The organism is Nocardia terrae (assembly GCF_009760405.1).
Lineage (GTDB): Bacteria > Actinomycetota > Actinomycetes > Mycobacteriales > Mycobacteriaceae > Nocardia > Nocardia terrae.
The window spans coordinates 93,478-117,000 of the sequence record NZ_WRPP01000004.1 but is presented as its reverse complement, the minus strand read 5'-3'; the positions used below and the strand labels follow the sequence as shown (position 1 = coordinate 117,000).

Sequence of the window (23,523 nt, the reverse complement as noted above, 5' to 3'; positions counted from 1 at the left end):
GATGCGTCCCCATTTCTGTACAGCGGAGGGCGTCAGCCCTTCAGCACCTGGGTGCCGCCCGCGAACTTGTCGTGCCAGCCCTGCTTGTTCGGGTCCTGCTCGATGGTGACCGCGATGTAGATCATCAGGCCGAGGCTGAGCAGGTTGCCCAGGCAGTAGACGATGTTGGCCGCGACGAAGATATTGCGCTTCAGCGACGTCTCGATGGTGAGCGGCGCACCGCCCGGTCCCATCACCCGCAGGCCGAGCAGCTTCTTGCCGAGGGTCTGGCCACCCATCTGGGTCTCCATCAGCACGAAGTACGCGGTGATGACCAGGTAGATGAGGGCCATGCCGATGATGGAGGCGACGGTTCCGCCACCCATGGCGACCTCGAGGATCCCGACGACGATACCGGCCGGGATACCGGCGATGAGCCAGTCGATGACACGCGCGCCGAAGCGGGTCCACAGGTCACCCGGCTGCGTGCCGCCGAAACCCGGTGCGCCGTAACCGGGCTGGCCGCCCGGGTACTGCTGGTAGGGCTGCTGACCGTAGGGCTGCTGCTGACCGTAGGCGTCGGACTGCCCGAACGAGGGCTGCTGGCCATAAGGATCGGACTGCTGACCGTACGAGGGCTGCTGACCGTACTGCGGCTGCTGCTGACCGTAAGGGTCGGACTGCTGACCGTAGGGCTGCTGACCGTAAGGCTGCTGACCGTAAGGCTGCTGCGGCTGTTGCTGACCGTAGGGATCGGACTGCTGGCCGTAGGGCTGCTGCCCGTACGGCTGCTGGGGCTGCTGGCCGTACGGCTGCTGCCCATACGGCTGGCCACCCTGCGGATATTGGTTGGGGTCGTACCCACCGCTCGTCATTGTTTCGCCGTCCTCGTCGAATTCGTTCGGGATCTGGTCGAGTGCGTACGTTACGGATATCAGCTCGGTTGCAACAACCCGTTCGGGTCGAGTCTCCACGGCTCGCGCGGCAGGGTTTCCGGGCGGAATTGTTTCAGAAGCCCGGATGGCGTGGTTGCGTCGGTGTAGCCCAATGATTCCGCGAGCAGGCCCAGCACACGCTGCGGGGACTCGCCGAGGGCCATCCGATCCCGCAGGGTGACCGCGCCGTCGCGTTTCGCGAGGCGCTGCCCGGCCGGGTTCAGTACCAGTGGCACGTGGGCGTATTCGGGCACGGGCAGTTCGAGCAGGGTCGCCAGATAGGCCTGGCGCGGGGTGGAGGGCAGCAGGTCGTCGCCCCGGACCACCTGGTCGATGCCCTGGTCGGCGTCGTCGACGACGACCGCGAGGTTGTAGGCGGGAGTCCCGTCGCCGCGGCGCAGCACCAGATCGTCGACCGCGCCGCGGTATTCACCGAGCAGTCGGTCGGTGACGGTGAATTCGGTGACGCCCGCGCGCAATCGGAGTGCGGCGGGGCGGCCCTCGGCGCGGCGCTGCCGTTTCTGCAGGTCGGTCAGATTCCGGCAGGTTCCGGGATACGCGCCCATCGGTCCGTGCGGTGCGGTGACCGCCTGCTGGATTTCCTTTCGGGTGCAGAAGCATTCATACGTCAGTTCCGCCGCGATCAGGCGTTCGATGGCCGCCCGGTAGAGGAGCAGTCGCTCGGACTGCCACACCACCGGCGGGTCCCAGTCCAATCCGATGGCCGCGAGGTCCGCCAGTTGCCGTTCGGCCGCGCCCGGCCGCACCCGGTCCAGATCCTCGACGCGCATCAGGAATCCGCGCCCGGTGGAGCGGGCGAACAGCCAAGCCAGCAGCCCGGTGCGCAGATTCCCCAGGTGCAGGTCGCCCGAGGGGCTGGGCGCGAAGCGGCCGTTCCCGGGTTTTCCTGCGGCCCGGTCGGGCGTTGCTGTGGGGGGGTCGGTGGGCACGTCTGTCGATGGTAGTTCGCACACTTCGCAGTGCCGCCGATCCTTCGCATTATTGCGGGTGTACACACCGAGTGTCGGTCAGCAGTCGGATTGCGAATTCAGTGCGGGATTGTGAGCCGTGGCCGAAGATCGTTCTCGGAAACGGGTTTTCCCTGGTCAATTGCGGTGAGCAGGGTGTCGGCGCAGGCCAGTAGGCCGGGCGAGTCGATGCCGTAGGGGGCGGGACCGTAGGCGGTGAGGCGCTGTACCGCGCGTTCCAGCAGGGTGCGAGCCCCTTTCGAATTTCCCCGCTGAATGTGGGTCAGTCCAACGGCAAATTGCGCGAGGCCCTGCCACAGCGACTTCTCCGCGAACGGACCGTTCTTCCAGGCGGCCTCGAGTACCTCGTGCGCGTTGAATGCGAGGCCGTCATCGAGCAGGCGCTGGGCATAGTCGAGGGTTTCGGCCGGGGGTAGGTCGAGATCATCGGGTATGCGGGGAACGCCCGTGCTGCCGAAGGGGAGGGGCCGCCCAAATCGGTCACGAGGACGGGCATTCCGGGCGCGTCCCGAGTCGTCGCGATCCCGCCCGGCGGCATCCTGGGAGTCAGTGGGCATGCCCTCCATGATTCCCCATGGCGGGTCCGCCGCCGCGCGGGGAGTTTGCCTGCGGGTGCGCGAATGGCGAGGCAACGGAATTCGGACTTCTGAAATTCAAAAGCCTCAAATTGCGGCTAATTTCGTGCAAATAATTTGCTGGCTAACCTTGCCGTATATTTGCTGATTGAAAACGAAAGAATGCGATCTCCTTATGACGAACCCTGCTAGTGTTTAGCGCGGGAACGGCCATCGGGGGTGCATTCCCATCGCGAAGTGCAGAGAACAGGTTGTACGGAGCGTTTGCGTGCGGCCCGTGACGCTCGAGGGATTCGTGATTCTCGATGGATCCCTAGGTCACCAAGATCATTGCCAGCAAGATCTCGTGCTTGACGCAGCAAAGGAGCTAGTACCGTGAACGTGGATTACACAGGCGCAGTTTGGCGCAAGAGCAAACACAGCGGCCCCAACGGCAACTGCGTGGAGGTCGCATTTCTCGGCGACGGCAATGTCGCGGTCCGCGACACCAAGGATCACGGCCGCGGCCCGATCCTGGCCTTCACCCCCGGCGAATGGGACGCCTTCGTAGCCGGCGTCTCCGACGGAGAGTTCAAGCGGGCCTGAACAGCCCCCACCGGGAAAAAGAGAAGCCCCGAGTCCCGGAGACTCGGGGCTTCACTCTGTGCGGTGACTAGGCGGGCCGATGCCCGTTGCCGGACCCGTTGCCCGCGGCGCTCTCCTGTGCGGCGCGCAGCACCGCCAGCTGCGCGTGCTCGGCCTCGCGATCGTTGGCGGCGTTGACCTCTCGCTCCTGCTGCGGGTCCGCGCGGAAGAACGCGCCCGTTCCGGGACGCCCGGCGACGCCCAGCTCGTTCATCTTCCGGGGCACGCGGGCGCCCTGGTACTCCAGGGGAATCGGATGACCGTGCTCGTCCACCGGTCCCAGCGGTTGATGCACCTCGATGTACTCGCCGTGCGGAAGCCGTCGCACCACACCGGTTTCGATGCCGTGCTCGAGCACGGCGCGGTCGCCGCGCTGCAGGCCCAGGCACAGCCGGTAGGCGATGGTGTACGCCAGCGGCGGCACGGTCAGCAGCCCGATCCGGAAGGCCCAGGTGGTGGCATTGAGGGAGATGTCGAACTTGTAGGCGATGATGTCGTTGACGCAGGCCAGCGTGAGGATCAGATAGAAGCTCAGCGACATGGCCCCGATCGAGGTGCGCACCGGCACGTCACGCGGCCGCTGCAGCAGGTTGTGCCGGGCCCGGTCGCCGGTGAGCCGTTTCTCGATCCACGGGTAGGCGATGATCAGCGTGAAGATCAGCGGCATGAACAGCGCCACCGAGAACGCCCCCGGGACGGTATGCCCGAACGGGTACATCTCCCAGGCCGGGAACAGGCGCAGGAACCCGTCGGTCCACATCATGTAGAAGTCGGGCTGGGTGCCGGCGGAGACCTGGGAGGGGTTGTAGGGCCCCAGATTCCAGATCGGATTGATCTGCAATATCCCGCCCATGATGGCCAGCACGCCCAGGGTGAAGGCGAAGTACGCGCCCTGGTCCAGCGAGAACACCGGCACGATGCGGGTGCCGACGACGTTCTTCTCGCTGCGTCCGGGACCCGGGTACTGGGTGTGCTTCTGGTACCAGACCAGGGCGATGTGGACGCCGATGAGCGCCAGCATGATTCCGGGCAGCAGCAGGACGTGGGCGATGTAGAGCCGCGGAATGATGATGGTGCCGGGGAAGTCCCCGCCGAACATGAGCCAGTGCAGCCAGGTGCCGATGACCGGGCTGCCGAGCGTGATGCCCGCGAAGGCGGCGCGCAGGCCGGTGCCGGAGAGCAGGTCGTCGGGCAGCGAATAGCCGAAGAAGCCCTCGAACATGGCCATGATGAACAGCAGCGCGCCGATCACCCAGTTGGCCTCGCGGGGCTTGCGGAACGCGCCGGTGAAGAAGACCCGGCACATGTGGATGATCATGGACGCCGTGAAAAGCAGTGCGGCCCAATGGTGTACCTGCCGCACGAACAGTCCGCCGCGCACGTCGAAGGAGATATTGAGCGCGGTCTCGTAGGCGCGGGACATGGTGACCCCGCGCAGCGGCTGATAGGACCCGTTATAGGTCACGTCCTGCATGGACGGATCGAAATACAAGGTCAAATAGACGCCGGAGAGCAGCAGAATGATGAAGCTGTAGAGCGCTATTTCGCCGAGCAGGAACGACCAGTGAGTCGGAAAGACCTTGTTGATCGATCTTTTCAGGAATGCGGCACCTCGGTACCGCTGGTCCATCTCATCGGCTTGTGCCGCCACTCGAGTGGCGGTCTTGGATCGATGTGCCGTGGTTGCCATTGCGGTCACCCCGCCCCCGGGACAGTGAAAAGGCTTCTACTACAAACGGTAGCACCCAGAGCCGGTGCGTCGTATGGGCTTTCGCTAGGGTCATCGGGTGAATTCCCTGGCCGCCCGGGACGCCACCATGTACTGGCTGTCCGCGCGCACCCGCAACGATCTGTTCCTGCTCTACTGCTTCGCCGATACCGGATGCGACGCCGAGCGGCTGCGGGCGGCCGTCGCGAACCGGGTCGCCGGTATTCCGGATTTGCTGATACACGTGCTGGATACTCCTGCAAACATTGCGTATCCCATTTGGGCGGCTTGCGAATTCACGAATGATCAGTTCGTCGAGTCCGATCTCACCGAGGCGACGTGGGCGAATGTCACCGCCGCGGTCGGCGGTCTGCTCGGCACCGGTCTGCGTGCGAACGATCGGCCCTGGCGGCTGCACGTCTTCCGGAATGTCCGGGAAGTCCCGGGATTCGCTACCGGTGAGTCCGCGCTCGTAGCGGTGCTCCAGCTATCCCACGCCCTGGCCGACGGCCGCCGCGCCGCGGTCATCGCGCGGGCGTTGTTCGGCCGCAGCGAATTACCGGCAGCGCGGGGTGTGCGATCGTCCGCGCCGCTCTCACGCCGACTGCTGCCGGACCGGATCCGGGAGGCCGCGCTGAGCTCCCTCGCCGCAACCCTCGCCCTGCCGGCGCTTCCGATCGCTATGGCCCGCACCGTCGTTCGCGGGTTGGCCGCCGGCCGCGCCCGGCAACGGCTGGCCGAGCTGACGACGGCCGGAGCACTCCCGCCGCCCGCACCCGATGTCGAACCGGCCGCCCTGAACGGTGGCGGCGCGGTCCCCGTTTCGCATGTCGTGCGAATGCTGGTGTGCGACAAACATCGACTGCGGGTCCCGGACCACTCTGTGACGGTTGTGGCGCTCACCGCGGTCTCGCTGGCACTGGAGCGCTACCTCGGCGCGCCCGCCCCCGCCCTGCGCGCCCAGGTGCCGATGGCGATCGCCGCCGACGCCCGCAACGGCTATCGCGACCTGTCGGTGGATCTGGCCCTCGCCGAGCCCCTGCCCCGCCTCCGAGCCGACCGCATCGCCGCCGAGCTCGCCGCGCGCAAGGTGCGCGCCACGCATCCGCTGCAGGGCGCCCAGGACGCGGTGACCGCGGTCCTCCCCGCCCCGCTGCTCTACCGTGACGTAGCTCACGCCCCGATCGACGCACTCCCCGAACGAGTTTCGGCTCACACCGTGGTCTCCAGCGTCGACCGCGGGCCCGCGGATCTCGAGTTCGGCGGCGGCGCGGTCCTTTTCACGGCGGGCTTCCCGGCCCTGGGCGCGGTCATGCACCTCACCCACGGCGTACACGGCCTCGGCGACACCGTCACCATCTCGGTCCACGCCGACCCAGCCGTAATCCCTGATCCCGACCGGTACGCGGGGCTGCTGGAATCGGCCCTGAACGAGGTTGCCTGCGCATTGCGGGAACCCGAGGCCACCGGTCAGCCGGACGGGCGCGGGCCCGGGAATGCGGAAGGCCCCGGCCGGACTGAGTCCGGCCGGGGCCTTCGTGCGCGGAGGATAGGGGATTTGAACCCCTGAGGGCTGTTAACCCAACCCGCGTTCCAGGCGAGCGCCATAGGCCACTAGGCGAATCCTCCGCCGAGCAATATACCGGGTGCACCCCTGGTCGAAGCAAATGCAGTGGTCGGCGGCTACTTCTTCTTCACATTGTCGAGCGCTTTGCGGGTCTGGTCCTTGCAGACCTGGGCCAGATCGTCCCTGCTGACGTCCTTGCCCTTGTACATGGTGGTGCGGATGTTGATCTTGACCGAGGCGTTGTCGTCCTTGACCGCGCAGGTGTAGTCGGTGGTGGTGAAGTAGGTGTAGTCGTCGGACTTGGACACCCAGTAGCCCGCCTCGCCGATGCCGCCGAGGTCACCCGAGGTGCGGCCGCTGCCGGTGGTGCCGGTGTCGGAGGTCTTCCAGATGTCGTATTCCGGGCGGTTGTACGCGCTGGAGGTACCGCTCAGGAAGGACACGTCGAGGGTCAGGTCGGCGGTGTTGGTGTTGGTGGAGCCGTACTTGTCGGGCTTGGTGGTCTCCTCGTTGCCCGCGCGGCATTCGAAGCGGCCGCCCGAGTAGTCGGTGGCCTTGGTCTCGGAGTGCTCGGGGGTGCCCTTGGAATTGGCGGCGAACTTGCTGAGCGCCGAGGTGTCGATCACGCTGCAGCCGTTGGAGACATTGTCCATCGTGTACTTGCCGGCGTTCTTCTTGTCGCTGTTCAGCGGCCCGGAGCCGCTGGAGAGCGCGACGATGCCGATGACCGCGCCGACGATCACCACCAGGCCGACGACACCGCCGATGATCCAGCCGGTCTTGTTGCCGCCCTTGGGCGGCGGCGCGGCGTAGCCGTAGGCGGGCGCGACCGGCGGGACGGGGGCGTACTGCTGCTGGGGAGCCGCGTACTGCTGTTGCGGCGCCGCGTACTGCTGCTGCGGGTAGCCGCCGGACATCGGCTGCGGGTAGCCGCCGCCGGTCATCGGCTGCTGCTGCGGGTATCCGGCATCGGACGGCATCTGCGGAACGGCCTGGGCGGGCGGTGTGTAGGCCATTCCGCCGCCGGCCGCGTAGTTCAACATGGTCGGGTCCGCGCCCTGCACCGGCTGGCCGGGATCGGTGCCGGTGGGCGGGGTGGCCCACCACTGAGCGGTCTCCTGGGCCTTCGCCGGGTCGTGTTGCCCGCCCGGTCCTGGATCGGAACTCGTCATCTGATTCTTTCCCCTCCGGAAATGAGCGGGTGTCCGCGTATCGCTGGCATCGTATCGACCCCGGGCGGCGCGGGTCTCGGTGAGCCGCTACACTGGCCGACGGATCCAGCGCGGCGCGCATCCTGTGAACTCCCCCAGGGCCGGAAGGCAGCAAGGGTCAACGGGCTCTGCCGGGTGCGCTGGGTCCCCTTTCGTTTTGCGGGGGTCACGGTTGGACCGGTTTGCGTGGGCGGCGGAAGTGTATATATCGCTGCCGAATCCGCGAGGGCTCCTAGTAACGTGAGCGGTTGGGTTCGCGCCGCGCGCAACCCTGGACACACACCCCACGCCATTGGAAAGGCTGTCAGATGCCTCGGCAGACGCAATTCGGTTTGATGAGCCATGCGGAACTCGCGACGGAACACGAGACGCAGACCGCGAACTACGCGAAGCTCAAGACCGAGAAGCTGACGCTGGACATTACGAGGGGTAAGCCCTCGCCCGAGCAGCTGGACCTCTCGCAGGCCCTCCTCGAGCTGCCGGGCGCCGCCGACTACCGTGACGCCAACGGCACCGACGTGCGCAATTACGGTGGGCTGCACGGCCTGCCGGAGCTGCGCGCCATCTTCGGCGAGCTGCTCGGCATTCCGGTGTCGAATCTGGTGGCCGGCAACAACGCCAGCCTGGAGATCATGAACGACCTGCTGGTCTTCGCCATGCTGCACGGCACCGTGGATTCGGTGCGCCGCTGGGCCGACGAGCCGGTGCTCAAGTTCCTGTGCCCGGTACCGGGTTACGACCGCCACTTCGCCATCACCGAGGCGCTCGGCTTCGAGATGATCCCGATCCCGATGAGGGGCGACGGCCCCGACACCCATCTGATCGCGGAGCTGGTGGCGTCCGATCCCAGCATCAAGGGCATGTGGGCGGTGCCCAACTACTCCAACCCGACCGGCATCACGTTCTCCGAAGCCGTTACCCGGGAACTGGTTTCGATGCCCACGGCCGCGCCGGACTTCCGCCTCGTCTGGGACAACGCCTACGCGGTGCACCCGCTCACCGACACCGCCGACAAGGTGCTGGACGTGCTCGGCATGGCCGAGCAGGCCGGGCACCCGAACCGCCCGTTCGTGCTGGCCTCCACCTCGAAGATCACCTTCGCGGGCGCGGGCGTGAGCTTCTTCGGCTCCTCCACCGCCAACCTGGAGTGGTACCTGAAGCACCTGGGCAAGAAGACGATCGGCCCGGACAAGGTGAACCAGCTGCGGCACCTGCGCTTCTTCGGGGACGCCGAGGGCGTGCGGGCGCACATGCAGAAGCACCGCGCCATCCTGGAGCCCAAGTTCAAGCTGGTGCTGCGGATTCTGGAGGACCGCCTCGGCGCGTCCAAGGTGGCGTCCTGGACCGAGCCCAAGGGCGGCTACTTCATCAGCCTGGACGTGCTGGAGGGCACGGCCAGCAAGGTGGTGGCGCTGGCCAAGGACGCCGGTATCGCGCTGACCCCCGCGGGGGCTTCCTTTCCGTACGGAAAGGACCCGGAGGACAAGAACATTCGCATCGCGCCGAGCTTCCCGTCCACGGGTGAGCTGGAGAAGGCGATGGACGGCCTGGCCACCTGCGTGCTGCTCGCCGCCTCCGAGAAACTGATGAGCCTGTAAGGGCCACAACGAAATAAGAGGCGCGCACCCCGAAACGGTGCGCGCCTCTTGCGTTTTCGCGTCAGTTCGGCTTGTGCGCCAGCACTGCGAAGATGGTCACCGACAAGTGGATGTCACCGCTGGCCGCACCGGCCTCCAGATCGGCCAGCAACTGCTCGCGCTGGCGTTCGGTGATCGAACCGCGGGCGACCGCGCGATCGGCGATGCGCGCAACCAGTGCGCCGGCGCCGACGCTGCCGTCCTGGATCAGGGCGTGCGAGGCGATGTCGTCGACGACGAGTCCGGCCTGGGTGAGCTGACCGGAGAGGCGACGGCCCGCGAAGGGGTTGGTGGTGCCCGCGATCATGGTCTCGATGACCTCGTGCACCACGTGCCGGTCGCCGGGATGCACGATGGCCGTGCCCCAGTCGGAGTCCATGACGACCACGCGCCCGCCGGGGCGCAGCACCCGGGCGATCTCCCCGGCCGCGCGGGCGGGCGAGGTGAGGTGCCCGAAGACGCGCTCGCACAGCGCCACATCGAAGCTCTCGCTGGCCACGGGCAGGCCGTAGGCGTCGCCGCTGACGAATTTGGCGGTGGATCCGGCCTGGGTGGCGCGGCGTTCGGCGGCGAACAGCAGGTCCGGATCGGGTTCCACGCCGAGTGCGATGCCGGTGGGCCCGACCTTGTCGGCCAGGGTCAGCACCTCCGAACCGGTGCCGGATCCGATATCGACGGCGCTCTCGCCGGGCTGGGTGGCCAGGGCGTCGTGGGCCCAGGCCCGCAGGCGCCGGATACCCGGCAGCGCTGCCTGTAGATCGTTGACGTCGACGAGCTGGTCTTGGCCATCGCGGTCGAAACGGTCCGGTCGCAGTCCGGACCCAGCGCCAGGTTGCGACGCGGTTCGTACTGAAGAATTAGCCATGATGTCGGGCATGACCTCACCCTAACCGTGACCCGTGTCACCGCAACGCAAGATGAATGGGATGATCGACGCATGGTGAGCCGCACGCTGTGTATTGCCCAGGAATCCGATGCCGACGAGCTGCTTTCGACCGATGATTTCGCCCTGTTGGTCGGAATGATGCTGGATCAGCAGTTTCCCATGGAGCACGCATTCCGCGGACCGTGGAAACTCGCCGATCGAATGGGCGGCTTCGATATCCACAAGATCGCCGCCGCCGATCCCGAGGAATTCGAGGAGCTGGCCGCCACGCCGCCGGCCATCCACCGCTACGGGCGTTCCATGGGACGCCGGGTCCAGGAACTGGCTCGATACATTGTCGAGAACTACGACGGCAATACCGCCGGTTTGTGGACCGATGGCGATCCGGACGGCAAGGAAGTGTTGAAGCGGCTCAAGAAGCTGCCCGGCTTCGGCGACCAGAAGGCGCGAATCTTCTTGGCGCTCTTGGGTAAACAACGCGGCTTGCGGGCCCCGGGCTGGCGTGAGGCCGCGGGCGCCTACGGCGAGGACGGCTCACGCCGCTCGGTCGCCGACGTCACCGACGCCGAATCCCTCACGCAGGTGCGGGAATTCAAGAAGCAGGCGAAAGCCGCCGCCAAGGTGAAGTAAGTCCGCGCCCGGTTCGCCCGGATCGAATCAAGCTGGTTTTTAACCTCCAGAAATCTCGGAGGTTGCTTGATGCTTGCCGCCGACAGTTCACGTTAGCGGCAGTGGGAAGCAGTACCAGAATGCAGATGAGGAAATTCGCCGGAATCGCGGCATTGGTTATCGCGGCTACCGGCGTCACGGCCGGTACCGCCTATGCCGGACCGGACCGCGCCGAATCCGATGTCATCAATTACACCGAGCAGGCCACCGACACCGGCGCGGTGATCCGGACGGACGCCGGTTCGCTGGTGGTCGAGGACGGCGCGCTGAAGATCAAGGCGGCCAATGGAACCACCGTCGCGGGGACGGAATTGAAGTTCCGCGTCGACGATTTCGAGTTCCCGATCGCGGCTCGGATCTCCGACCGCACGGCCACCCTGACCCCGCAGTACGACGAGGCGCACGCGGTCTACCGGCCGGTCGCGCTCCCGTACGAGGACCAGGCCCCATGGAAGACCCGGTACGACCGCGAACAGGCCGCGTGGAACCGCCTGCGCGACACCATCGGCCTCGGCGCGACCGTCGGCACCCTGGTCGGCGGCCTCGGCGGCGCGGCACTGGGCTGCGTCATCGGCGGCGTCGTCTTCGCCACCGCGACACTGCCGCTGGCCACCATGTTCGGTGTCGGCCCGGTGGCGGGCTGCTTGATCGGCGCTTCCACCGTCGGCTTCCTGGGCACCATCGCCGGCCAGGTATTCGTCACCGCCCCGGTCGCGATCGCCGCTGCGGTGCAATACTTCACGACGATCAATCAGCCTTTCGCCCCCGCCAAGTAGACCGATCTACAGCCCGCTCGGTCGTTCGACCGGGCGGGTTCCCAATTCTGAAGAGTTCACCATTTGGGAACCCGTAAGACATTTTTCGTTCTCGCCGAACCGTTTCGATCAGGCAGTCCATTCCTGCGGACTGCCTGATGAGGAAAACGAGAAATGCGCTTCAAGAATGTTGCCGCGACCGCGGCACTGGTGGCCGCTGCCATGGGCGTCACCGCCGGCACCGTGAACGCCGCGCCGGCCGCCGACGACAACGCGAGCATCAACTACACGATCACTCAGAACGACACCAACACCGTGCTGCGCACCGATGGTGGCTCGCTGGTCGTGGAGAACGGCAACCTGGAGCTCAAGGCCAACGGCAATGTCGTGGCCGGTATGCCGCTGAAGTTCCAGGTCAACGATTTCGAGTTCCCGATCGCGGCGGACATCTCCGACCACACCGCGACGCTGACCCCGCAGTACGACATGGACCACGCGACCTACAAGCCGGTCGCCCAGGCCCAGGACGTCAACCTGCCGTACGAGGATCAGGCTCCGTGGAAGTCGGACTACGACCGTGAGCAGGCCGCCTGGAACCGCATGAAGGACACCATCGCCCTGGGTGCGACCGTCGCGTCCCTGGTCGGTGGCCTCGGCGCCGCCGCGGTCGGCTGCGCCATCGGTGGCGTCACCGCCGGTATCGCCACCGGCCCGCTGGCCCTGATGTTCGGTGCGGGCCCGCTCGTCGGCTGCCTGGTCGGCGCGAGCGCCCTCGGCTTCGTCGGCGTCATCGCCGGCAACATCCTGATCACCGCCCCGGTCGCCATCGCGGCCGCCGTCAACTACTTCGTGACGATCAACCAGCCGCACATCACCGCGCCGAAGTAATTCCGCTCGAGAGAGCTGGGGACCCGACCCCCGTCCGCCCTCGGTGGACGGGGGTTCGTCTTGCAATCGGCGTGATCGGAACCCTGTCGAGGCCCGTGTTCCGGTGCTGCACTGGATCAATGGGCGAGCTGACCTCGATTCACGGCGCGGCCACCGCGCTTTCCGCCGTCGACGGAGCCGATCTGCGGCGCACCTTCGCGAACTTCCCCAGTGGGGTGGTTGCAGTGTGCGCGCGCATCGGAGGGACCCCCTACGGGTTGGTGGCCAGCACTTTCGTGCCGGTGTCGCTGGATCCGCCGTTGGTGTCGATCTGCATTCAGTACACCTCGGAGACGTGGCCGCGATTGGAGCAGGCCAGCCGACTGGGCCTGAGTCTGCTCGACAGTGAGCAGGAACCGGCGGCGCGGGGGTTGAGTTCGCGGCGGGGGGACCGGTTCCGGAATGTGGAGCTGCACACCGGGAACGGGAACGCGGCGTTCGTGGGCGGGGCCACGGCGTGGCTGGAGACCTCCGTGCACGAACAGGTTCCGGCGGGGGATCACGCGGTGGTGTTGCTGCGGGTGCATCGGGTGAGCGTGCGACCGGAGTCGGAACCGCTGGTCTTCCACCGTAGCGGTTTCCGCGCTCTGGACGGGAAATCCACTGTCGGTCAATTGAATTCAGCCTGATCGTGACCGGCGACACGGGAGTGGCGGGTTCGTATCGTCGGATGTATGAGCACCCTGGTGGTATCGGCGCAGCCGGAGGCGGCGCACGAGCACGATGACGGCGGCCTGCCGATCGTCCGGACCCGCCACCCGTGGCGCTGGGCCACGGCGGCGATCGCGCTGGTGGTGGTCGCCCAGTTCGCGCACGGGCTGATCAGCAATCCGGGCTGGGACTGGAGCACCTTCGCCCAGTACTTCACGGCCGCGTCGGTGGTGTCGGCGCTGAAGGTGACGCTGGAGCTCACGTTCTGGGGCACGCTGCTGGGCTTCTTCCTCGGCGGCTGGCTGGCCGTGGGCCGGCTCTCGAAAAGCCCCGTGCTGCGGACGATTTCGTGGACCTATATCTGGGCCTTCCGCTCGATCCCGCTGATCGTGCAGCTGCTGTTCTGGTTCAACCTGGCCTACCTCTACAAGACGCTGTCTCTGGGTATTCCGTTCGGACCCGAATTCGCGCACTTTCGGACCAATGGCGTGATCAGCGGATTCACCGCTGCCGTCATCGGTTTGGCGCTGCACCAGGCCGCGTATTCGGCGGAGATCATCCGGGCCGGCATCATTTCGGTGGATCAGGGTCAGTGGGAGGCCGCCCGGTCGCTGGGGCTGCCGTGGCGGCGGCAGTTCTTCACCATCGTGGTCCCGCAGGCCATGCGCGGAATTCTGCCGAACGCCGCCAATGAGGTGATCAGCCTGTTCAAGGGCACTTCGATCGTGTCGGTCATGGCGATCGCCGAGTTGTTCTATCAGGTGCAGGTGATCTACGGCCGCAATGGCCGGGTGGTGCCGCTGCTCATGGTGGCGACGGTTTGGTACATCCTGCTCACCAGTGTGCTGAGCGTCATTCAGTTCTACATCGAGCGGCACTTCTCGAAGGGGCACCGATGAGTGAATTCGCTATCGAATTACGCGGCATTCGAAAGTCTTTCGGCAAACATCAGGTTCTCTCGGGCATCGATCTGACGGTCCGCCCGGGTGAGGTGACCGTGATCCTGGGTCCGTCCGGTTCGGGCAAGTCCACGCTGCTGCGCACCATCAACCATCTCGAGCAGGTGGACGGCGGCACCGTGCGGGTCGGCGGCGAGCTGGTCGGCTACCGCCGCAAGGGTGACAAGCTCTACGAACTGCACGAGCGCGAGATCCTGCGGCAGCGCGCCCGCATCGGCTTCGTCTTCCAGAACTTCAATCTCTTTCCGCACCTGACGGTCCGGGAGAACGTGGCGCTCGCGCCGGTCGCCACCCAGCGCCGGTCCAAGGCCGAGGTGAACGCCGAGGCGCTGGAGCTGCTGGCGCGGGTCGGGCTGGCGGACAAGGCCGATGAGTATCCGACTCGGCTCTCCGGTGGTCAGCGGCAGCGTGTCGCCATCGCGCGGGCGCTGGCCCTGCGCCCGGAGGTGGTGCTGTTCGACGAACCGACCTCCGCCCTGGATCCGGAGCTGGTCGGCGAGGTCCTCGACGTCATCAAAGATCTCGCGCGCGGCGGTTCGACCCTGGTCGTCGTCACCCATGAGATCGGCTTCGCCCGCGAGGTCGCCGACACCGTGGTGCTGATGGACGCGGGCCGCATCGTCGAGCAGGGACCGCCCGCTCGGGTACTGGACAACCCGGAGCATCCCCGCGCCAAAGCCTTTCTCGCACACGTCCTCTGACGTCATCCCCACTAGGTAAGGAATCCGCCCATGTCCCTGGCGAGCCGTCGCAGACGGACCAGCGCCTTGATTGCCGTCACCCTGCTGAGCCTGTTGGTCGGCGGCTGTGGCAAGGGTGACGGCGGCGCCTCCGATACCCGCAGCGTGAACGGTCTGACCTACGACCTGACGCCGGCGCAGGCCGGGCGCGTCCACGCCGACAAGGTGGATTCCATTGCCGCACAGGTGCCGCAGGCCATTCGTGACCGCGGCACGCTGGTGGTGACCGGCACGATCGGCGCGACCCCGCCGCTGGGCTTCTACGCGACCGACGACCGCACCATGATCGGCTCCGAGGTGGACGTGTCCAGCGTGATCGCAGACATCCTGGGGCTGAAGCTGGAGCGCCGCAACGGTGACTGGGCCCAGAACTTCGTGAAGATCGACTCCGGTGAGGCGGACCTGTTCGTCTCCAACGCCACGGTGACCGAGGAGCGGAAGGAGAAGTACGACTTCGCCACCTACCGCCTGGACAATATCGCTCTCGAGGTGCCCGGCGACTCGACCTGGACCTATCAGGAACGGAAGTCGCTGGCGGGCAAGAAGATCGGCGTCACCTCCGGCACCAATCAGGAGCAGCTGCTGGTGGGCTGGAACGAGCAGAACGTGGCCGAGGGCCTGCCCAAGCTGGAATTGGCCTACTACCAGCAGCCTTCCGACTACTACCTGGCGCTGTCCTCGCACCGCATCGACGGATACGTGGGACCCAACCCGTCGGCGCAGTACCACTCCGCGACCACCGGCACCAAGGTGCTGACCACCTGGTCCGGCGCGGGTGACGCCCTGCAGGCCGAGATCGCCGCCATGACCCGCAAGGACAACGGGCTGATCGGCCCGGTCCAGCAGGCCATCCAGTACGCCATCGATCACGGCACCTACAAGCAGGTCCTCGACCGCTGGGGCCTCGGTGGCGAGGCCGTGCGGCAGTCGCGGATCAACCCGCCCGGACTACCGAAGAAGAAGGGATGAGCATGTCGCGCAGCGTATTCCATGTCGGGCAGCACGATCCGCTGGCCGCGCCGCTGCTGGCTGAGCTGGCCATCGAGTACAGCAGCCGCTACGGCGGCACCCCGGGTGAGGTGCACGCGGATCTGCTCGGGTACTCGCCCGAGCACTTCGCACCGCCGCACGGGGACCTGTTGATCGTTGTGGAGAACGGTGAACCCGTCGCGGGCGGCGCGTTCCAGCGCTTCGACGCGGAAACCGCGGAGCTGAAGCGAATCTGGACCTCCAGCGAGCATCGGCGCCAAGGGCTGGGCCGCTTCGTGCTCGAACAGCTGGAGGCCGAGATCGCGCGGCGCGGATATCGGCGCGTCTACCTCACCACGGGACCGCGGCAGCCCGAAGCGGTCGCCCTGTACACGGCTGCGGGATACACGGCCCTGCCGCGCGACGTGAAAGAGCAGGTCGGCTACGTGCATCCCTTCGAGAAGCGGCTCGTCGTCGACGAGGACGCGCAGGCGGTCCCGGCATGAAATTCCTGCTCCTGACCCTGATCACACACACCCCGGACGCTGTCACGGGCGCCACCGAGTCGCCCCGGCAGCGCCTGCGCCGGGTGGTCGACAGCGCCCGGCTGGCCGAGGATCTCGGCTACGACGGTTTCGCGGTCGGGGAACGGCACGAGGATCCGTTCATCTCCGCCGCCCCGCCGGTGGTGCTGAGTCACCTCGCCGCGGTCACCTCGCGGCTGGCCCTGTTCACCGGTGTCACCACGCTGAGCCTGCTGGATCCGGTGCGCGCCTTCGAGGACTACTCCACCCTGGACAACCTCTCCGACGGCCGGCTGGAACTGATCATCGGCAAGGGCAACGGCGCGGCGCAGGCCAAGCTCTTCCACGTCACCACCGACGACCAGTGGGACCGCAATCGCGAGGGCTATGAGCTGTTCCGCAAGCTCTGGGACAGCGACAGCGTCACCTGGGAGGGCCGATTCCGGCCGGCGCTGACCGAGGCCAAGGCGCTGCCCCGCCCGCTGCAGCCGCGACTGCGCATCTGGCACGGCAGCGCGACCAGCCGTGAGTCGGCGGATTACGCAGCACAGCAAGGTGATCCGCTGTTCTCCGCCAATGTCACCTACCCGATCGAGCCGTACGCCGAGCTGATCGACCACTACCGGGAGCGCTGGGCCGCCTACGGTCACGATCCGGCCGAGGCGCTGGTGGGCGCGGGCACGGCGGGCTTCCTGGTGACCGGCACCTCCCAGGAGGCCCTGGACATCTACCGGCCGATCTTCGAGGCGCGGCAGACCATCGCGCGAAAGTTCAACGTGCCCATCGTGTTCGACTCGGTCGAGGATTTCGCCGAGCGTTCCTCCGCCCTGATCGGCAGCCCGGCGCAGGTGCTGGACAAGGTGAGCCGCTACCACGAGCGGTTCGGCCACGAGGTGATCCACCTGAGCGCGGACGCCGACGGCCGCACCGAGGCCCAGCACTACGACAGCCTCGAGCTGTTCCAGGCCGAGGTCGCCCCTGACCTGCGCCGCCGCGTTCCGAGCCGTCCGCTCGGCGCCGAGCGCTACCCCTCCGGAGATCCCCGAAGCGGAGACCTGTCATGAGAAGAGTTGTCGCACTGGGCGGTGCGGTCGCCGCCGCGTTCGCCCTCGCCGCCTGTGGCGGTGGCGGTGATACCGGCGGCGGCAATGCCGAGCCGTCCGGTCCGCCGCAGGCGGGTGGCACCCTGCGCTACGGTCTGTCCGGCGCGCCGTCCTGCTCGGATCCGGCCCAGTCGGCCACGAATCAGACGATCTACGTGGCCCGTCAGATCGTCGACTCCCTGGTTGATCAGGACCCGGGCACCGGTGAGGTGAAGCCATGGCTGGCCGACAGCTGGTCCGTCTCCCCGGATGCGAGGTCCTTCACCTTCCATCTGAAGGACGGCGTCACCTTCAGCGACGGCACCCCGCTCACGGCCGATTCGGTGCGCAAGAACTTCGACTCGATCGTCGCCCTCGGTGGCGCCAAGGCCCCGCTCGGCGCGAGCTATCTGGTCGGCTACACCGGCAGCACCGTGGTCGATCCGCATACCGTCCGGGTGGACTTCGCCGCACCGAATGCGCAGTTCCTGCAGGCGACTTCGACGCCGCAGCTGGGCATCCAGGCCGACGCCACCGTCGCGAAGTCCGCCGATGAGCGCTGCCTGGGCGCGAATATCGGCAGCGGGCCGTTCACCTACACCGAATGGAAGCAGAACGCCTCGGCGACGCTGGCCAAGCGCGCCGGATACAAGTGGGGTTCGGCGGTTTTCGCGAACCCGGGCGAGGCGTATCTGGACAAGATCGTGTTCACCGTGGTCCCCGAGTCCGGGGTCCGCACCGGCAGCCTCGCCTCCGGCCAGCTCGACGCCATCAGTGACGCGCTGCCCCAGGACATCTCGCAGATCGAGGCGGGCGGCGCGCGCGTGCGGTTCACCCCGAATCCGGGCGTCCCGTTCGGGTTGCAGGTCAATGTGACCCGCGGCCCGCTGCGCGACCCGGCGGTGCGGGCGGCGCTGGTGCCGGCCATCGACCGCAAGGAACTGGTGGACACCGTGCTGGGGCCGCAGTTCAAGGTCGCCACCAGCGTCTTGGCTTCCAAAACGCCTGGTTACGTGGATCTTTCGGCGCGCGTGAAGTACGACCCGGACGCCGCGAGGAAGCTGCTCGACCAGTCGGGCTGGGTACCGGGTGCGGACGGCATCCGGGTCAAGGACGGTCAGCGCCTGTCGGCGAGCGTCATCTTCGCCCCGGTGTTCGCGGGCAATCAGGCGATTCTCGAACTGACCCAGCAGCAATTGCGGGCCGTCGGCTTCGACCTGCGCCTGGAGCCGCTGTCGGTGGCGGAATCGAATGTGCGCCAGAACAACAAGGACTTCGATTTCGACTATTACAACTCCACTCGCGCCGACGGCGACATCCTGCGCACCACCTTCGCGGTGGATCAGCGCAACCTGAACGCGCGCGGCCCCGCCGAACCGCTGGATACGCTGCTGTCCCAGCAGCTTTCGGTCACCGACCCGGCCGCGCGCGCCAAGCTCATCGGCGACGCCCAGTCCGCGGTGCTCGACCAGGGGCTGTGGATTCCGACCATCGAGCTGTCCCAGGCGATCGGCGTCGGCAGGAACATCGCCGGGGTGAAGTTCGAGGCGTCGGCCCGGCTCCAGTTCCACGACACCTGGCTGCAGCGGTAATCGTATGGGCCGCTATCTGATCGGACGGGTGCTGCAGGCGGTGGGCGTGCTGTGGGCGGCGTTCACGCTGTCCTTCGCCGGGCTGTACCTGCTGCCGGGCGACCCGGTGGACATGGCGACCAACGCCGCCACCGGCACCCCCGTAGATGCCGCGGCCGCGGCGGAGATGCGAGCCAGATACGGCCTGGACCAACCACTGTGGACGCAGTACTGGACCGCGCTGGGCCACGCGGTGCGCGGCGATTTCGGCCATTCGATCTCGACCGGCCAGACCGTCACCGCCGCGTTGGGTGAGGCCCTGCCGTCGACGCTGGCGCTGGCGGGAGCGGGCCTGCTGCTCGCCCTGCTGGGCGGGGTGGCGCTAGCTCTCGCCGCCGCCTACACCGAACGCCCGTGGCTGCGCGGCCTGCTCACCGCGCTGCCGCCGATCGGGGCCTCCATTCCGGGCTTCTGGGTGGGATTGATTCTGCTGCAAGTGTTCTCGTTCCGATTGCGGCTGGTGCCCGCATTCGGCGGCAGCGGGTTCGGCGCGACCGTTCTGCCCGCGATAACGGTCGCCATCCCGGTGGGCGCGGTGATTGCCCAGGTGCTCTACGCGAGCCTCGTCCGGACCTGGCGGCAGCCGTTCGTCGCCGTCGCCCTCGCCAAGGGCGCGTCGCGCTGGTGGGTGCAGTCGCGCCACGTGCTGCGCCCGGCCGCCGCGCCGGCCTTCACGGTCGCTGGCCTGTGGGTGGGCAGCGTGCTCGCGGGCGTCGTGGTGACCGAGACCGTGTTCTCCCGGCCGGGCGTCGGCCGCCTCGCGCAGGAATCCGTGCTGCACGAGGACATTCCGGTGGTGCAGGGCATCGTCGTGTTCGCCGCGCTGGCCTTCGTCACCGTCAATCTGCTCGTGGATCTCGCCTACCCGCTCCTGGACCCCCGTGTGGTGCGGGAGCATTCGAGGAAGGAACGCGCCCATGCCTGACCAGCCGCTTTCGCCCCGGCACGTGATCGCGAACCTGCGGGCGCGCCTGCGGGTCCGGTCCGGCCCGCGTTCGACCCTGCGCATCATCACGCTGACCCACCCGCTGCTCGACCCCGGCTACGCCTACTGGGCCACCGACGATGAGCAATACGATGTCTGACCCGAGGTCCGGGCGCGGCTCCCGCGCGGAGGTGGATCGTGGCTGAGGCACTCGCCCCGCCGGAATCCGTGGCTGCGACTTCGGTGGTGCTCGACGCCGGGCGGGCGAACCCGGCCGAGCCGACGGATGTCCGGCGCCGAACCGATCGGCTGCGGGCCGAGCCGGTGCGACGCGTGGCGGCACGGGCACGCCGCGATCTCGGCCTGCTCGCCGCGGGCGCCGTCGTGCTGCTGGTGCTGGGCTGGGCGATCGCGCCGTCGCTGTTCGCCGGCGGTGACCCATTGCACGGTACGCCCGCCCAGAAGCTGCGCGCCCCCAGCGTGCGGCATTGGTTCGGCACCGACAATCTCGGGCGGGACCTGTACACCCGCGTGGTGCACGGCGCGGCGCTCTCGTTGAGCGCCACCGTCTTCGCGGTGCTCCTGGGGCTGGTGGTCGGCTCACTGATCGGATCGGTGGCGGGTGCGGCCGGGGGTGTCGTGGATACGGCGGTGATGCGGCTCGTGGACGTGCTGCTGTCCATTCCGGACATGCTGCTGGCGCTCACCACCATCACGGTGCTCGGACTCGGTACCCGCAATATCGCCATCGCGGTGGGTATTTCATTGATCGCACGTTTCGCCCGGGTCATGCGCGGCGAGGTGTTGCGGGTGCGGAACGCGCCCTATGTCGAGGCCGCCCACGCGTCCGGGGTCCGGTGGCACACCGTGCTGTTCCGGCACATCCTGCGTAATGCCTACGGGCCGGTGGCCGCGCTCGCGGCCGTCGACTTCGGCGTGGTGACGCTGTTCGTGGCCTCGCTGAGCTTCCTCGGCTACGGCGCGGTGCCTCCCACACCCGAATGGGGATCGCTGGTTTCGGAAGGACGCGGCTTCCTGGCCACGGCGTGGTGGATGACCACGCTGCCGGGCGTGGTGATCGTGATCCTCGTGCTGTCCACACAGCGCATTGCGCGTGCCCTCCAGAAGGACGGTGTCCGATGACCGAGCTGCTGTTGAGAATTGAGGGGCTGCAGGTCGAGTACCGGGGCGGCACCGGAACCACCGCCGCGGTGCGGGGCGCGTCGCTCGAGGTGCGGCGTGGCGAGACCGTGGCGCTGGTGGGTGAATCCGGTTCCGGGAAGTCGACTCTCGCGCACTCGGTGATCGGGCTGTTGAACGGCGGCGTGATCACCGGCGGCGCGATCACCTTCGCGGGCGAGCGCATCGAGCGAGTATCCCCGCGGGTGCTGCAGGGAATACGCGGCGCGCGTATCGGATTGGTGCCGCAGGATCCGGGCAGCTCCCTGAATCCGGTGCTGCGCATCGGTCAGCAGGTGGGTGAGGTGCTGCGCATCCACGGCCGCGCCGATCGCCGAACCGCCGGAATCGAAGCCGTCCGCATTCTCGAACAGGCCGGGCTGGATCGGGCCGAACTGCGAGCCCGGCAGTATCCCCAGGATCTGTCCGGCGGCCAGCGCCAGCGCGTGCTGATCGGCATCGCGCTGGCCTGCGGTCCGGAGTTGGTGATCGCCGACGAGCCGACCAGTGCCCTCGACGTCACCGTGCAGCGTCGCATTCTCGATCATCTGGCCGAGCGCACCGCGGAATCGGGCACGGCCGTCCTGCTCATCACCCACGATCTGGCGCTGGCCGCCGAGCGCGCCGATCGCATCGCGGTCATGCGGAACGGCGAGATCGTCGAAACCGGCACGGCGGCCCAGATACTCGCCGATCCGCAGCACGAATACACGGCCCGCCTGATCGCCGCTGCGCCGAGCCTGGAACACGAGCGGCCTCCGCGGCGCGTCCGCGAGCAACCGGCCCCGCTGCTATCGGCGACCGGCCTGCGCAAATCCTTCCGCATCGCGCGAGATTTCACCCTGACCGCCGTGGACGACGTATCCCTCGAGATCAATCGCGGCGAAACCCTCGCCATCGTGGGCGAATCCGGTTCGGGCAAGTCCACCACGGCCCGCATCATCGCCCGGTTGACCGCACCCGACGCGGGCACCGTCACTTTCGACGGGCAAGACATCACCGCCCTGCGCGGAGCCGGACTGCGGGCGCTGCGTCGCCGCATCCAGGTCGTCTACCAGAACCCGTACGTCTCAATGAATCCCAAACTCACCATCGGCCGCATCGTGGCCGAACCCTTGCAGGCGTTCGGAATCGGTGACCGGCGCACCCGCCGCGCGGCGGTGGCCGAGCTCTTGGACCAGGTCGCGTTGCCGACGGACTACCTGGATCGCCGCCCGGCCGAGCTTTCCGGCGGCCAGCGCCAGCGTGTCGCCATCGCCCGCGCCATCGCCCTGCGCCCGGAACTGCTGGTTCTCGACGAACCGGTCTCGGCCCTGGACGTCTCGGTGCAGGCGCAGATCCTGGAGCTGTTCGAACAGTTGCAGGCTGAGTTGGATCTGGCCTACCTGTTCATCTCCCACGATCTGGCCGTGGTCCGTCGCCTGGCCGACCGCGTGGCCGTCATGCGCCAGGGCTGCGTGGTCGAGACGGCCACCACCGCGGCGCTTTTCGACAATCCGCAACACGACTACACCCGCGAGCTGCTCGCGGCCGCACCCCGGGCGACCGTGCCCGAGCCGCCCATCCCGCTCGAAAGGACAGCCTGATGACCGCCACCGCCACCGAGTTCGACCAGCAGTGGGCCGCCTTCCGCGCCGAACGCGCCGCCTGGGCGCGGCAACCGCTGGGCTGGCTCAGCCTGACCGGCCTGCACTGGCTGGGGGAGCAGGACGAGACCATCGAGGGACTGCCCGGCCGTTGGCGCGCCGACGGTGAGAACGTCCATGTGACAGTGGAATCGGGCGCGGATGAGCTGCGCCTGGCGGGCGAGACCATCACCGGATCGACCGTGCTCACGCCGGCCGAGGGCGCGCCCGGCATCGAGGTCCGCACCGGCGATCGGCTCATCGAGGTGATCCGCCGGAACGGTCTGTTCGCCCTGCGTGTTCACGATCCGGCCGCCCCGACCCTGGCCGCCTTCGTGGAAATCCCGGTGTACCAGCCGAATCCGAAGTGGATCGTCACCGGTCACTTCGAGCCCTTCGAGGTGGCCCGCGTCGTGACCACGGGCGCGGTGGTGGCGGGCCTGGAACACCACCACACCGCCACCGGCACCGTCACTTTCGAGCTCGACGGTGAGCAACGCCGGTTGATCGTCTTCGGCAACCAGGCCCCGGGCCTGCACGTGTTGTTCGCGGACGCCACGAGCGGCGTCACCACCTTCGGCGGAGCGCGCCGCCTGGACCTGTCCCGGCCCGCCGCCGACGGCGCCGTCGTCCTCGACTTCAATCGCGCGGTCAACCTGCCCTGCGCGTTCACCGACAACGCCACCTGCCCCCTCGCGCCGGCCGAGAACCGGCTGCCGCTGGCCGTCGAAGCGGGCGAACAGGATCCGCGCAAGGAGCACACCGCATGACCGAGT

General features: G+C 67.7%; 24 protein-coding genes, 1 tRNA gene and 1 other RNA gene. 19 read left to right on the top strand and 7 right to left on the bottom strand.

Going from position 1 to position 23,523, the window contains the following annotated elements; genetic code table 11:
* Positions 1–32 precede the first annotated feature (32 nt).
* The 3 genes from GPX89_RS20695 to GPX89_RS20685 all read right to left on the bottom strand — a co-directional run bounded on the left by GPX89_RS20695 (position 33) and on the right by GPX89_RS20685 (position 2,460).
* Positions 33–854, bottom strand: coding sequence for an RDD family protein (locus tag GPX89_RS20695; protein ID WP_157389317.1), 822 nt, complete (start codon positions 852–854; stop codon positions 33–35).
* A 59-nt stretch (positions 855–913) separates the two neighbouring features.
* Positions 914–1,864: a tRNA glutamyl-Q(34) synthetase GluQRS gene (gluQRS, locus tag GPX89_RS20690; protein ID WP_328602093.1), complete on the bottom strand. Its 951-nt coding sequence runs from the start codon at positions 1,862–1,864 to the stop codon at positions 914–916.
* Positions 1,865–1,962: 98 nt separating this feature from the next.
* Complete coding sequence (locus GPX89_RS20685; RefSeq protein WP_157389316.1) at positions 1,963–2,460, bottom strand: DUF309 domain-containing protein; 498 nt, start codon at positions 2,458–2,460, stop codon at positions 1,963–1,965.
* A 393-nt stretch (positions 2,461–2,853) separates the two neighbouring features.
* Between GPX89_RS20685 and GPX89_RS20680 the strand changes: the two genes are divergently transcribed.
* Positions 2,854–3,063, top strand: coding sequence for a DUF397 domain-containing protein (locus GPX89_RS20680; protein ID WP_328602092.1), 210 nt, complete (start codon positions 2,854–2,856; stop codon positions 3,061–3,063).
* 67 nt (positions 3,064–3,130) lie between these two features.
* Here GPX89_RS20680 and qcrB read toward each other — a convergent pair whose 3' ends face one another.
* Entirely contained in the window at positions 3,131–4,792 is a 1,662-nt protein-coding gene (gene qcrB / locus GPX89_RS20675) for a cytochrome bc1 complex cytochrome b subunit (RefSeq protein ID WP_157389315.1), read from the bottom strand.
* Between the two features lie 97 nt (positions 4,793–4,889).
* Here qcrB and GPX89_RS20670 point away from each other — a divergent pair, with 97 nt between their 5' ends.
* Positions 4,890–6,380 carry a WS/DGAT domain-containing protein gene (locus GPX89_RS20670; protein ID WP_157389314.1) on the top strand — a complete coding sequence of 497 codons (1,491 nt, stop codon included), beginning with the start codon at positions 4,890–4,892 and terminating at the stop codon, positions 6,378–6,380.
* Here GPX89_RS20670 and GPX89_RS20665 read toward each other — a convergent pair.
* Both GPX89_RS20665 and GPX89_RS20660 read right to left on the bottom strand, forming a co-directional pair.
* Positions 6,354–6,439: transfer RNA gene (locus GPX89_RS20665), tRNA-Ser, on the bottom strand. The two genes, GPX89_RS20670 and GPX89_RS20665, sit on opposite strands and share 27 nt — an antisense overlap.
* A gap of 54 nt (positions 6,440–6,493) precedes the next feature.
* A complete protein-coding gene (locus tag GPX89_RS20660; RefSeq protein WP_157389313.1) occupies positions 6,494–7,549 on the bottom strand; it encodes a hypothetical protein in 1,056 nt (351 codons plus the stop codon).
* Positions 7,550–7,647: 98 nt separating this feature from the next.
* On the opposite strand from GPX89_RS20660, the gene ffs reads away from it, so the two are divergent.
* Both ffs and GPX89_RS20650 read left to right on the top strand, forming a co-directional pair.
* Positions 7,648–7,742, top strand: an RNA gene (ffs, locus tag GPX89_RS20655) — signal recognition particle sRNA small type.
* 154 nt (positions 7,743–7,896) lie between these two features.
* Complete coding sequence (locus tag GPX89_RS20650; RefSeq protein ID WP_157389312.1) at positions 7,897–9,186, top strand: aminotransferase class I/II-fold pyridoxal phosphate-dependent enzyme; 1,290 nt, start codon at positions 7,897–7,899, stop codon at positions 9,184–9,186.
* A gap of 61 nt (positions 9,187–9,247) precedes the next feature.
* Here GPX89_RS20650 and GPX89_RS20645 read toward each other — a convergent pair whose 3' ends face one another.
* The gene (locus tag GPX89_RS20645) at positions 9,248–10,102 is read right to left on the bottom strand and encodes a methyltransferase domain-containing protein (RefSeq protein WP_235947723.1); all 855 of its coding nucleotides are present in this window, start codon (positions 10,100–10,102) and stop codon (positions 9,248–9,250) included.
* Between the two features lie 60 nt (positions 10,103–10,162).
* On the opposite strand from GPX89_RS20645, the gene GPX89_RS20640 reads away from it, so the two are divergent.
* The 15 genes from GPX89_RS20640 to GPX89_RS20570 all read left to right on the top strand — a co-directional run bounded on the left by GPX89_RS20640 (position 10,163) and on the right by GPX89_RS20570 (position 23,517).
* Entirely contained in the window at positions 10,163–10,741 is a 579-nt protein-coding gene (locus tag GPX89_RS20640) for an HhH-GPD-type base excision DNA repair protein (protein ID WP_157389311.1), read from the top strand.
* A gap of 119 nt (positions 10,742–10,860) precedes the next feature.
* Positions 10,861–11,556 (top strand): hypothetical protein, encoded by a 696-nt coding sequence (locus GPX89_RS20635; RefSeq protein WP_157389310.1) that lies wholly within the window; start codon positions 10,861–10,863, stop codon positions 11,554–11,556.
* Between the two features lie 153 nt (positions 11,557–11,709).
* Entirely contained in the window at positions 11,710–12,423 is a 714-nt protein-coding gene (locus GPX89_RS20630) for a hypothetical protein (RefSeq protein WP_157389309.1), read from the top strand.
* A gap of 119 nt (positions 12,424–12,542) precedes the next feature.
* Positions 12,543–13,091 carry a flavin reductase family protein gene (locus tag GPX89_RS20625; protein ID WP_157389308.1) on the top strand — a complete coding sequence of 183 codons (549 nt, stop codon included), beginning with the start codon at positions 12,543–12,545 and terminating at the stop codon, positions 13,089–13,091.
* Between the two features lie 45 nt (positions 13,092–13,136).
* A complete protein-coding gene (locus GPX89_RS20620) occupies positions 13,137–14,012 on the top strand; it encodes an amino acid ABC transporter permease (protein ID WP_157389307.1) in 876 nt (291 codons plus the stop codon).
* A complete protein-coding gene (locus tag GPX89_RS20615; RefSeq protein ID WP_157389306.1) occupies positions 14,009–14,773 on the top strand; it encodes an amino acid ABC transporter ATP-binding protein in 765 nt (254 codons plus the stop codon). The genes GPX89_RS20620 and GPX89_RS20615 overlap by 4 nt, the downstream gene beginning before the upstream one ends.
* A 30-nt stretch (positions 14,774–14,803) precedes the next feature.
* Entirely contained in the window at positions 14,804–15,781 is a 978-nt protein-coding gene (locus GPX89_RS20610; protein WP_198347523.1) for a transporter substrate-binding domain-containing protein, read from the top strand.
* Positions 15,778–16,287, top strand: coding sequence for a GNAT family N-acetyltransferase (locus GPX89_RS20605; protein ID WP_157389305.1), 510 nt, complete (start codon positions 15,778–15,780; stop codon positions 16,285–16,287). The genes GPX89_RS20610 and GPX89_RS20605 overlap by 4 nt, the downstream gene beginning before the upstream one ends.
* Positions 16,284–17,369 carry an LLM class flavin-dependent oxidoreductase gene (locus GPX89_RS20600; RefSeq protein WP_157389304.1) on the top strand — a complete coding sequence of 362 codons (1,086 nt, stop codon included), beginning with the start codon at positions 16,284–16,286 and terminating at the stop codon, positions 17,367–17,369. Before GPX89_RS20605 ends, GPX89_RS20600 begins: the two co-directional genes overlap by 4 nt.
* Positions 17,366–18,979: an ABC transporter substrate-binding protein gene (locus GPX89_RS20595; protein ID WP_157389303.1), complete on the top strand. Its 1,614-nt coding sequence runs from the start codon at positions 17,366–17,368 to the stop codon at positions 18,977–18,979. The genes GPX89_RS20600 and GPX89_RS20595 overlap by 4 nt, the downstream gene beginning before the upstream one ends.
* 4 nt (positions 18,980–18,983) lie before the next feature.
* Entirely contained in the window at positions 18,984–19,943 is a 960-nt protein-coding gene (locus GPX89_RS20590) for an ABC transporter permease (RefSeq protein ID WP_157389302.1), read from the top strand.
* Positions 19,936–20,103 carry a hypothetical protein gene (locus GPX89_RS20585; RefSeq protein ID WP_157389301.1) on the top strand — a complete coding sequence of 56 codons (168 nt, stop codon included), beginning with the start codon at positions 19,936–19,938 and terminating at the stop codon, positions 20,101–20,103. Before GPX89_RS20590 ends, GPX89_RS20585 begins: the two co-directional genes overlap by 8 nt.
* A 68-nt stretch (positions 20,104–20,171) precedes the next feature.
* Entirely contained in the window at positions 20,172–21,086 is a 915-nt protein-coding gene (locus GPX89_RS20580) for an ABC transporter permease (protein WP_407939475.1), read from the top strand.
* The gene (locus tag GPX89_RS20575) at positions 21,083–22,708 is read left to right on the top strand and encodes a dipeptide ABC transporter ATP-binding protein (protein WP_157389300.1); all 1,626 of its coding nucleotides are present in this window, start codon (positions 21,083–21,085) and stop codon (positions 22,706–22,708) included. Before GPX89_RS20580 ends, GPX89_RS20575 begins: the two co-directional genes overlap by 4 nt.
* Entirely contained in the window at positions 22,708–23,517 is an 810-nt protein-coding gene (locus tag GPX89_RS20570; RefSeq protein ID WP_157389299.1) for a DUF1684 domain-containing protein, read from the top strand. Before GPX89_RS20575 ends, GPX89_RS20570 begins: the two co-directional genes overlap by 1 nt.
* Positions 23,518–23,523 lie beyond the last annotated feature (6 nt).

Coding starts and splice junctions, on each gene's coding strand:
- GPX89_RS20595 (WP_157389303.1), top strand. CDS start 17,366: ATGAGAAGAGTTGTCGCACTGGGCGGTGCGGTCGCCGCCGCGTTCGCC.
- GPX89_RS20610 (WP_198347523.1), top strand. CDS start 14,804: ATGTCCCTGGCGAGCCGTCGCAGACGGACCAGCGCCTTGATTGCCGTC.
- GPX89_RS20605 (WP_157389305.1), top strand. CDS start 15,778: ATGAGCATGTCGCGCAGCGTATTCCATGTCGGGCAGCACGATCCGCTG.
- GPX89_RS20620 (WP_157389307.1), top strand. CDS start 13,137: ATGAGCACCCTGGTGGTATCGGCGCAGCCGGAGGCGGCGCACGAGCAC.
- GPX89_RS20570 (WP_157389299.1), top strand. CDS start 22,708: ATGACCGCCACCGCCACCGAGTTCGACCAGCAGTGGGCCGCCTTCCGC.
- qcrB (WP_157389315.1), bottom strand. CDS start 4,792: ATGGCAACCACGGCACATCGATCCAAGACCGCCACTCGAGTGGCGGCA.
- GPX89_RS20660 (WP_157389313.1), bottom strand. CDS start 7,549: ATGACGAGTTCCGATCCAGGACCGGGCGGGCAACACGACCCGGCGAAG.
- GPX89_RS20615 (WP_157389306.1), top strand. CDS start 14,009: ATGAGTGAATTCGCTATCGAATTACGCGGCATTCGAAAGTCTTTCGGC.
- GPX89_RS20645 (WP_235947723.1), bottom strand. CDS start 10,102: ATGCCCGACATCATGGCTAATTCTTCAGTACGAACCGCGTCGCAACCT.
- GPX89_RS20685 (WP_157389316.1), bottom strand. CDS start 2,460: ATGCCCACTGACTCCCAGGATGCCGCCGGGCGGGATCGCGACGACTCG.
- GPX89_RS20575 (WP_157389300.1), top strand. CDS start 21,083: ATGACCGAGCTGCTGTTGAGAATTGAGGGGCTGCAGGTCGAGTACCGG.
- GPX89_RS20640 (WP_157389311.1), top strand. CDS start 10,163: ATGGTGAGCCGCACGCTGTGTATTGCCCAGGAATCCGATGCCGACGAG.
- GPX89_RS20630 (WP_157389309.1), top strand. CDS start 11,710: ATGCGCTTCAAGAATGTTGCCGCGACCGCGGCACTGGTGGCCGCTGCC.
- GPX89_RS20650 (WP_157389312.1), top strand. CDS start 7,897: ATGCCTCGGCAGACGCAATTCGGTTTGATGAGCCATGCGGAACTCGCG.
- GPX89_RS20635 (WP_157389310.1), top strand. CDS start 10,861: ATGCAGATGAGGAAATTCGCCGGAATCGCGGCATTGGTTATCGCGGCT.
- GPX89_RS20590 (WP_157389302.1), top strand. CDS start 18,984: ATGGGCCGCTATCTGATCGGACGGGTGCTGCAGGCGGTGGGCGTGCTG.
- GPX89_RS20625 (WP_157389308.1), top strand. CDS start 12,543: ATGGGCGAGCTGACCTCGATTCACGGCGCGGCCACCGCGCTTTCCGCC.
- GPX89_RS20585 (WP_157389301.1), top strand. CDS start 19,936: ATGCCTGACCAGCCGCTTTCGCCCCGGCACGTGATCGCGAACCTGCGG.
- GPX89_RS20695 (WP_157389317.1), bottom strand. CDS start 854: ATGACGAGCGGTGGGTACGACCCCAACCAATATCCGCAGGGTGGCCAG.
- GPX89_RS20600 (WP_157389304.1), top strand. CDS start 16,284: ATGAAATTCCTGCTCCTGACCCTGATCACACACACCCCGGACGCTGTC.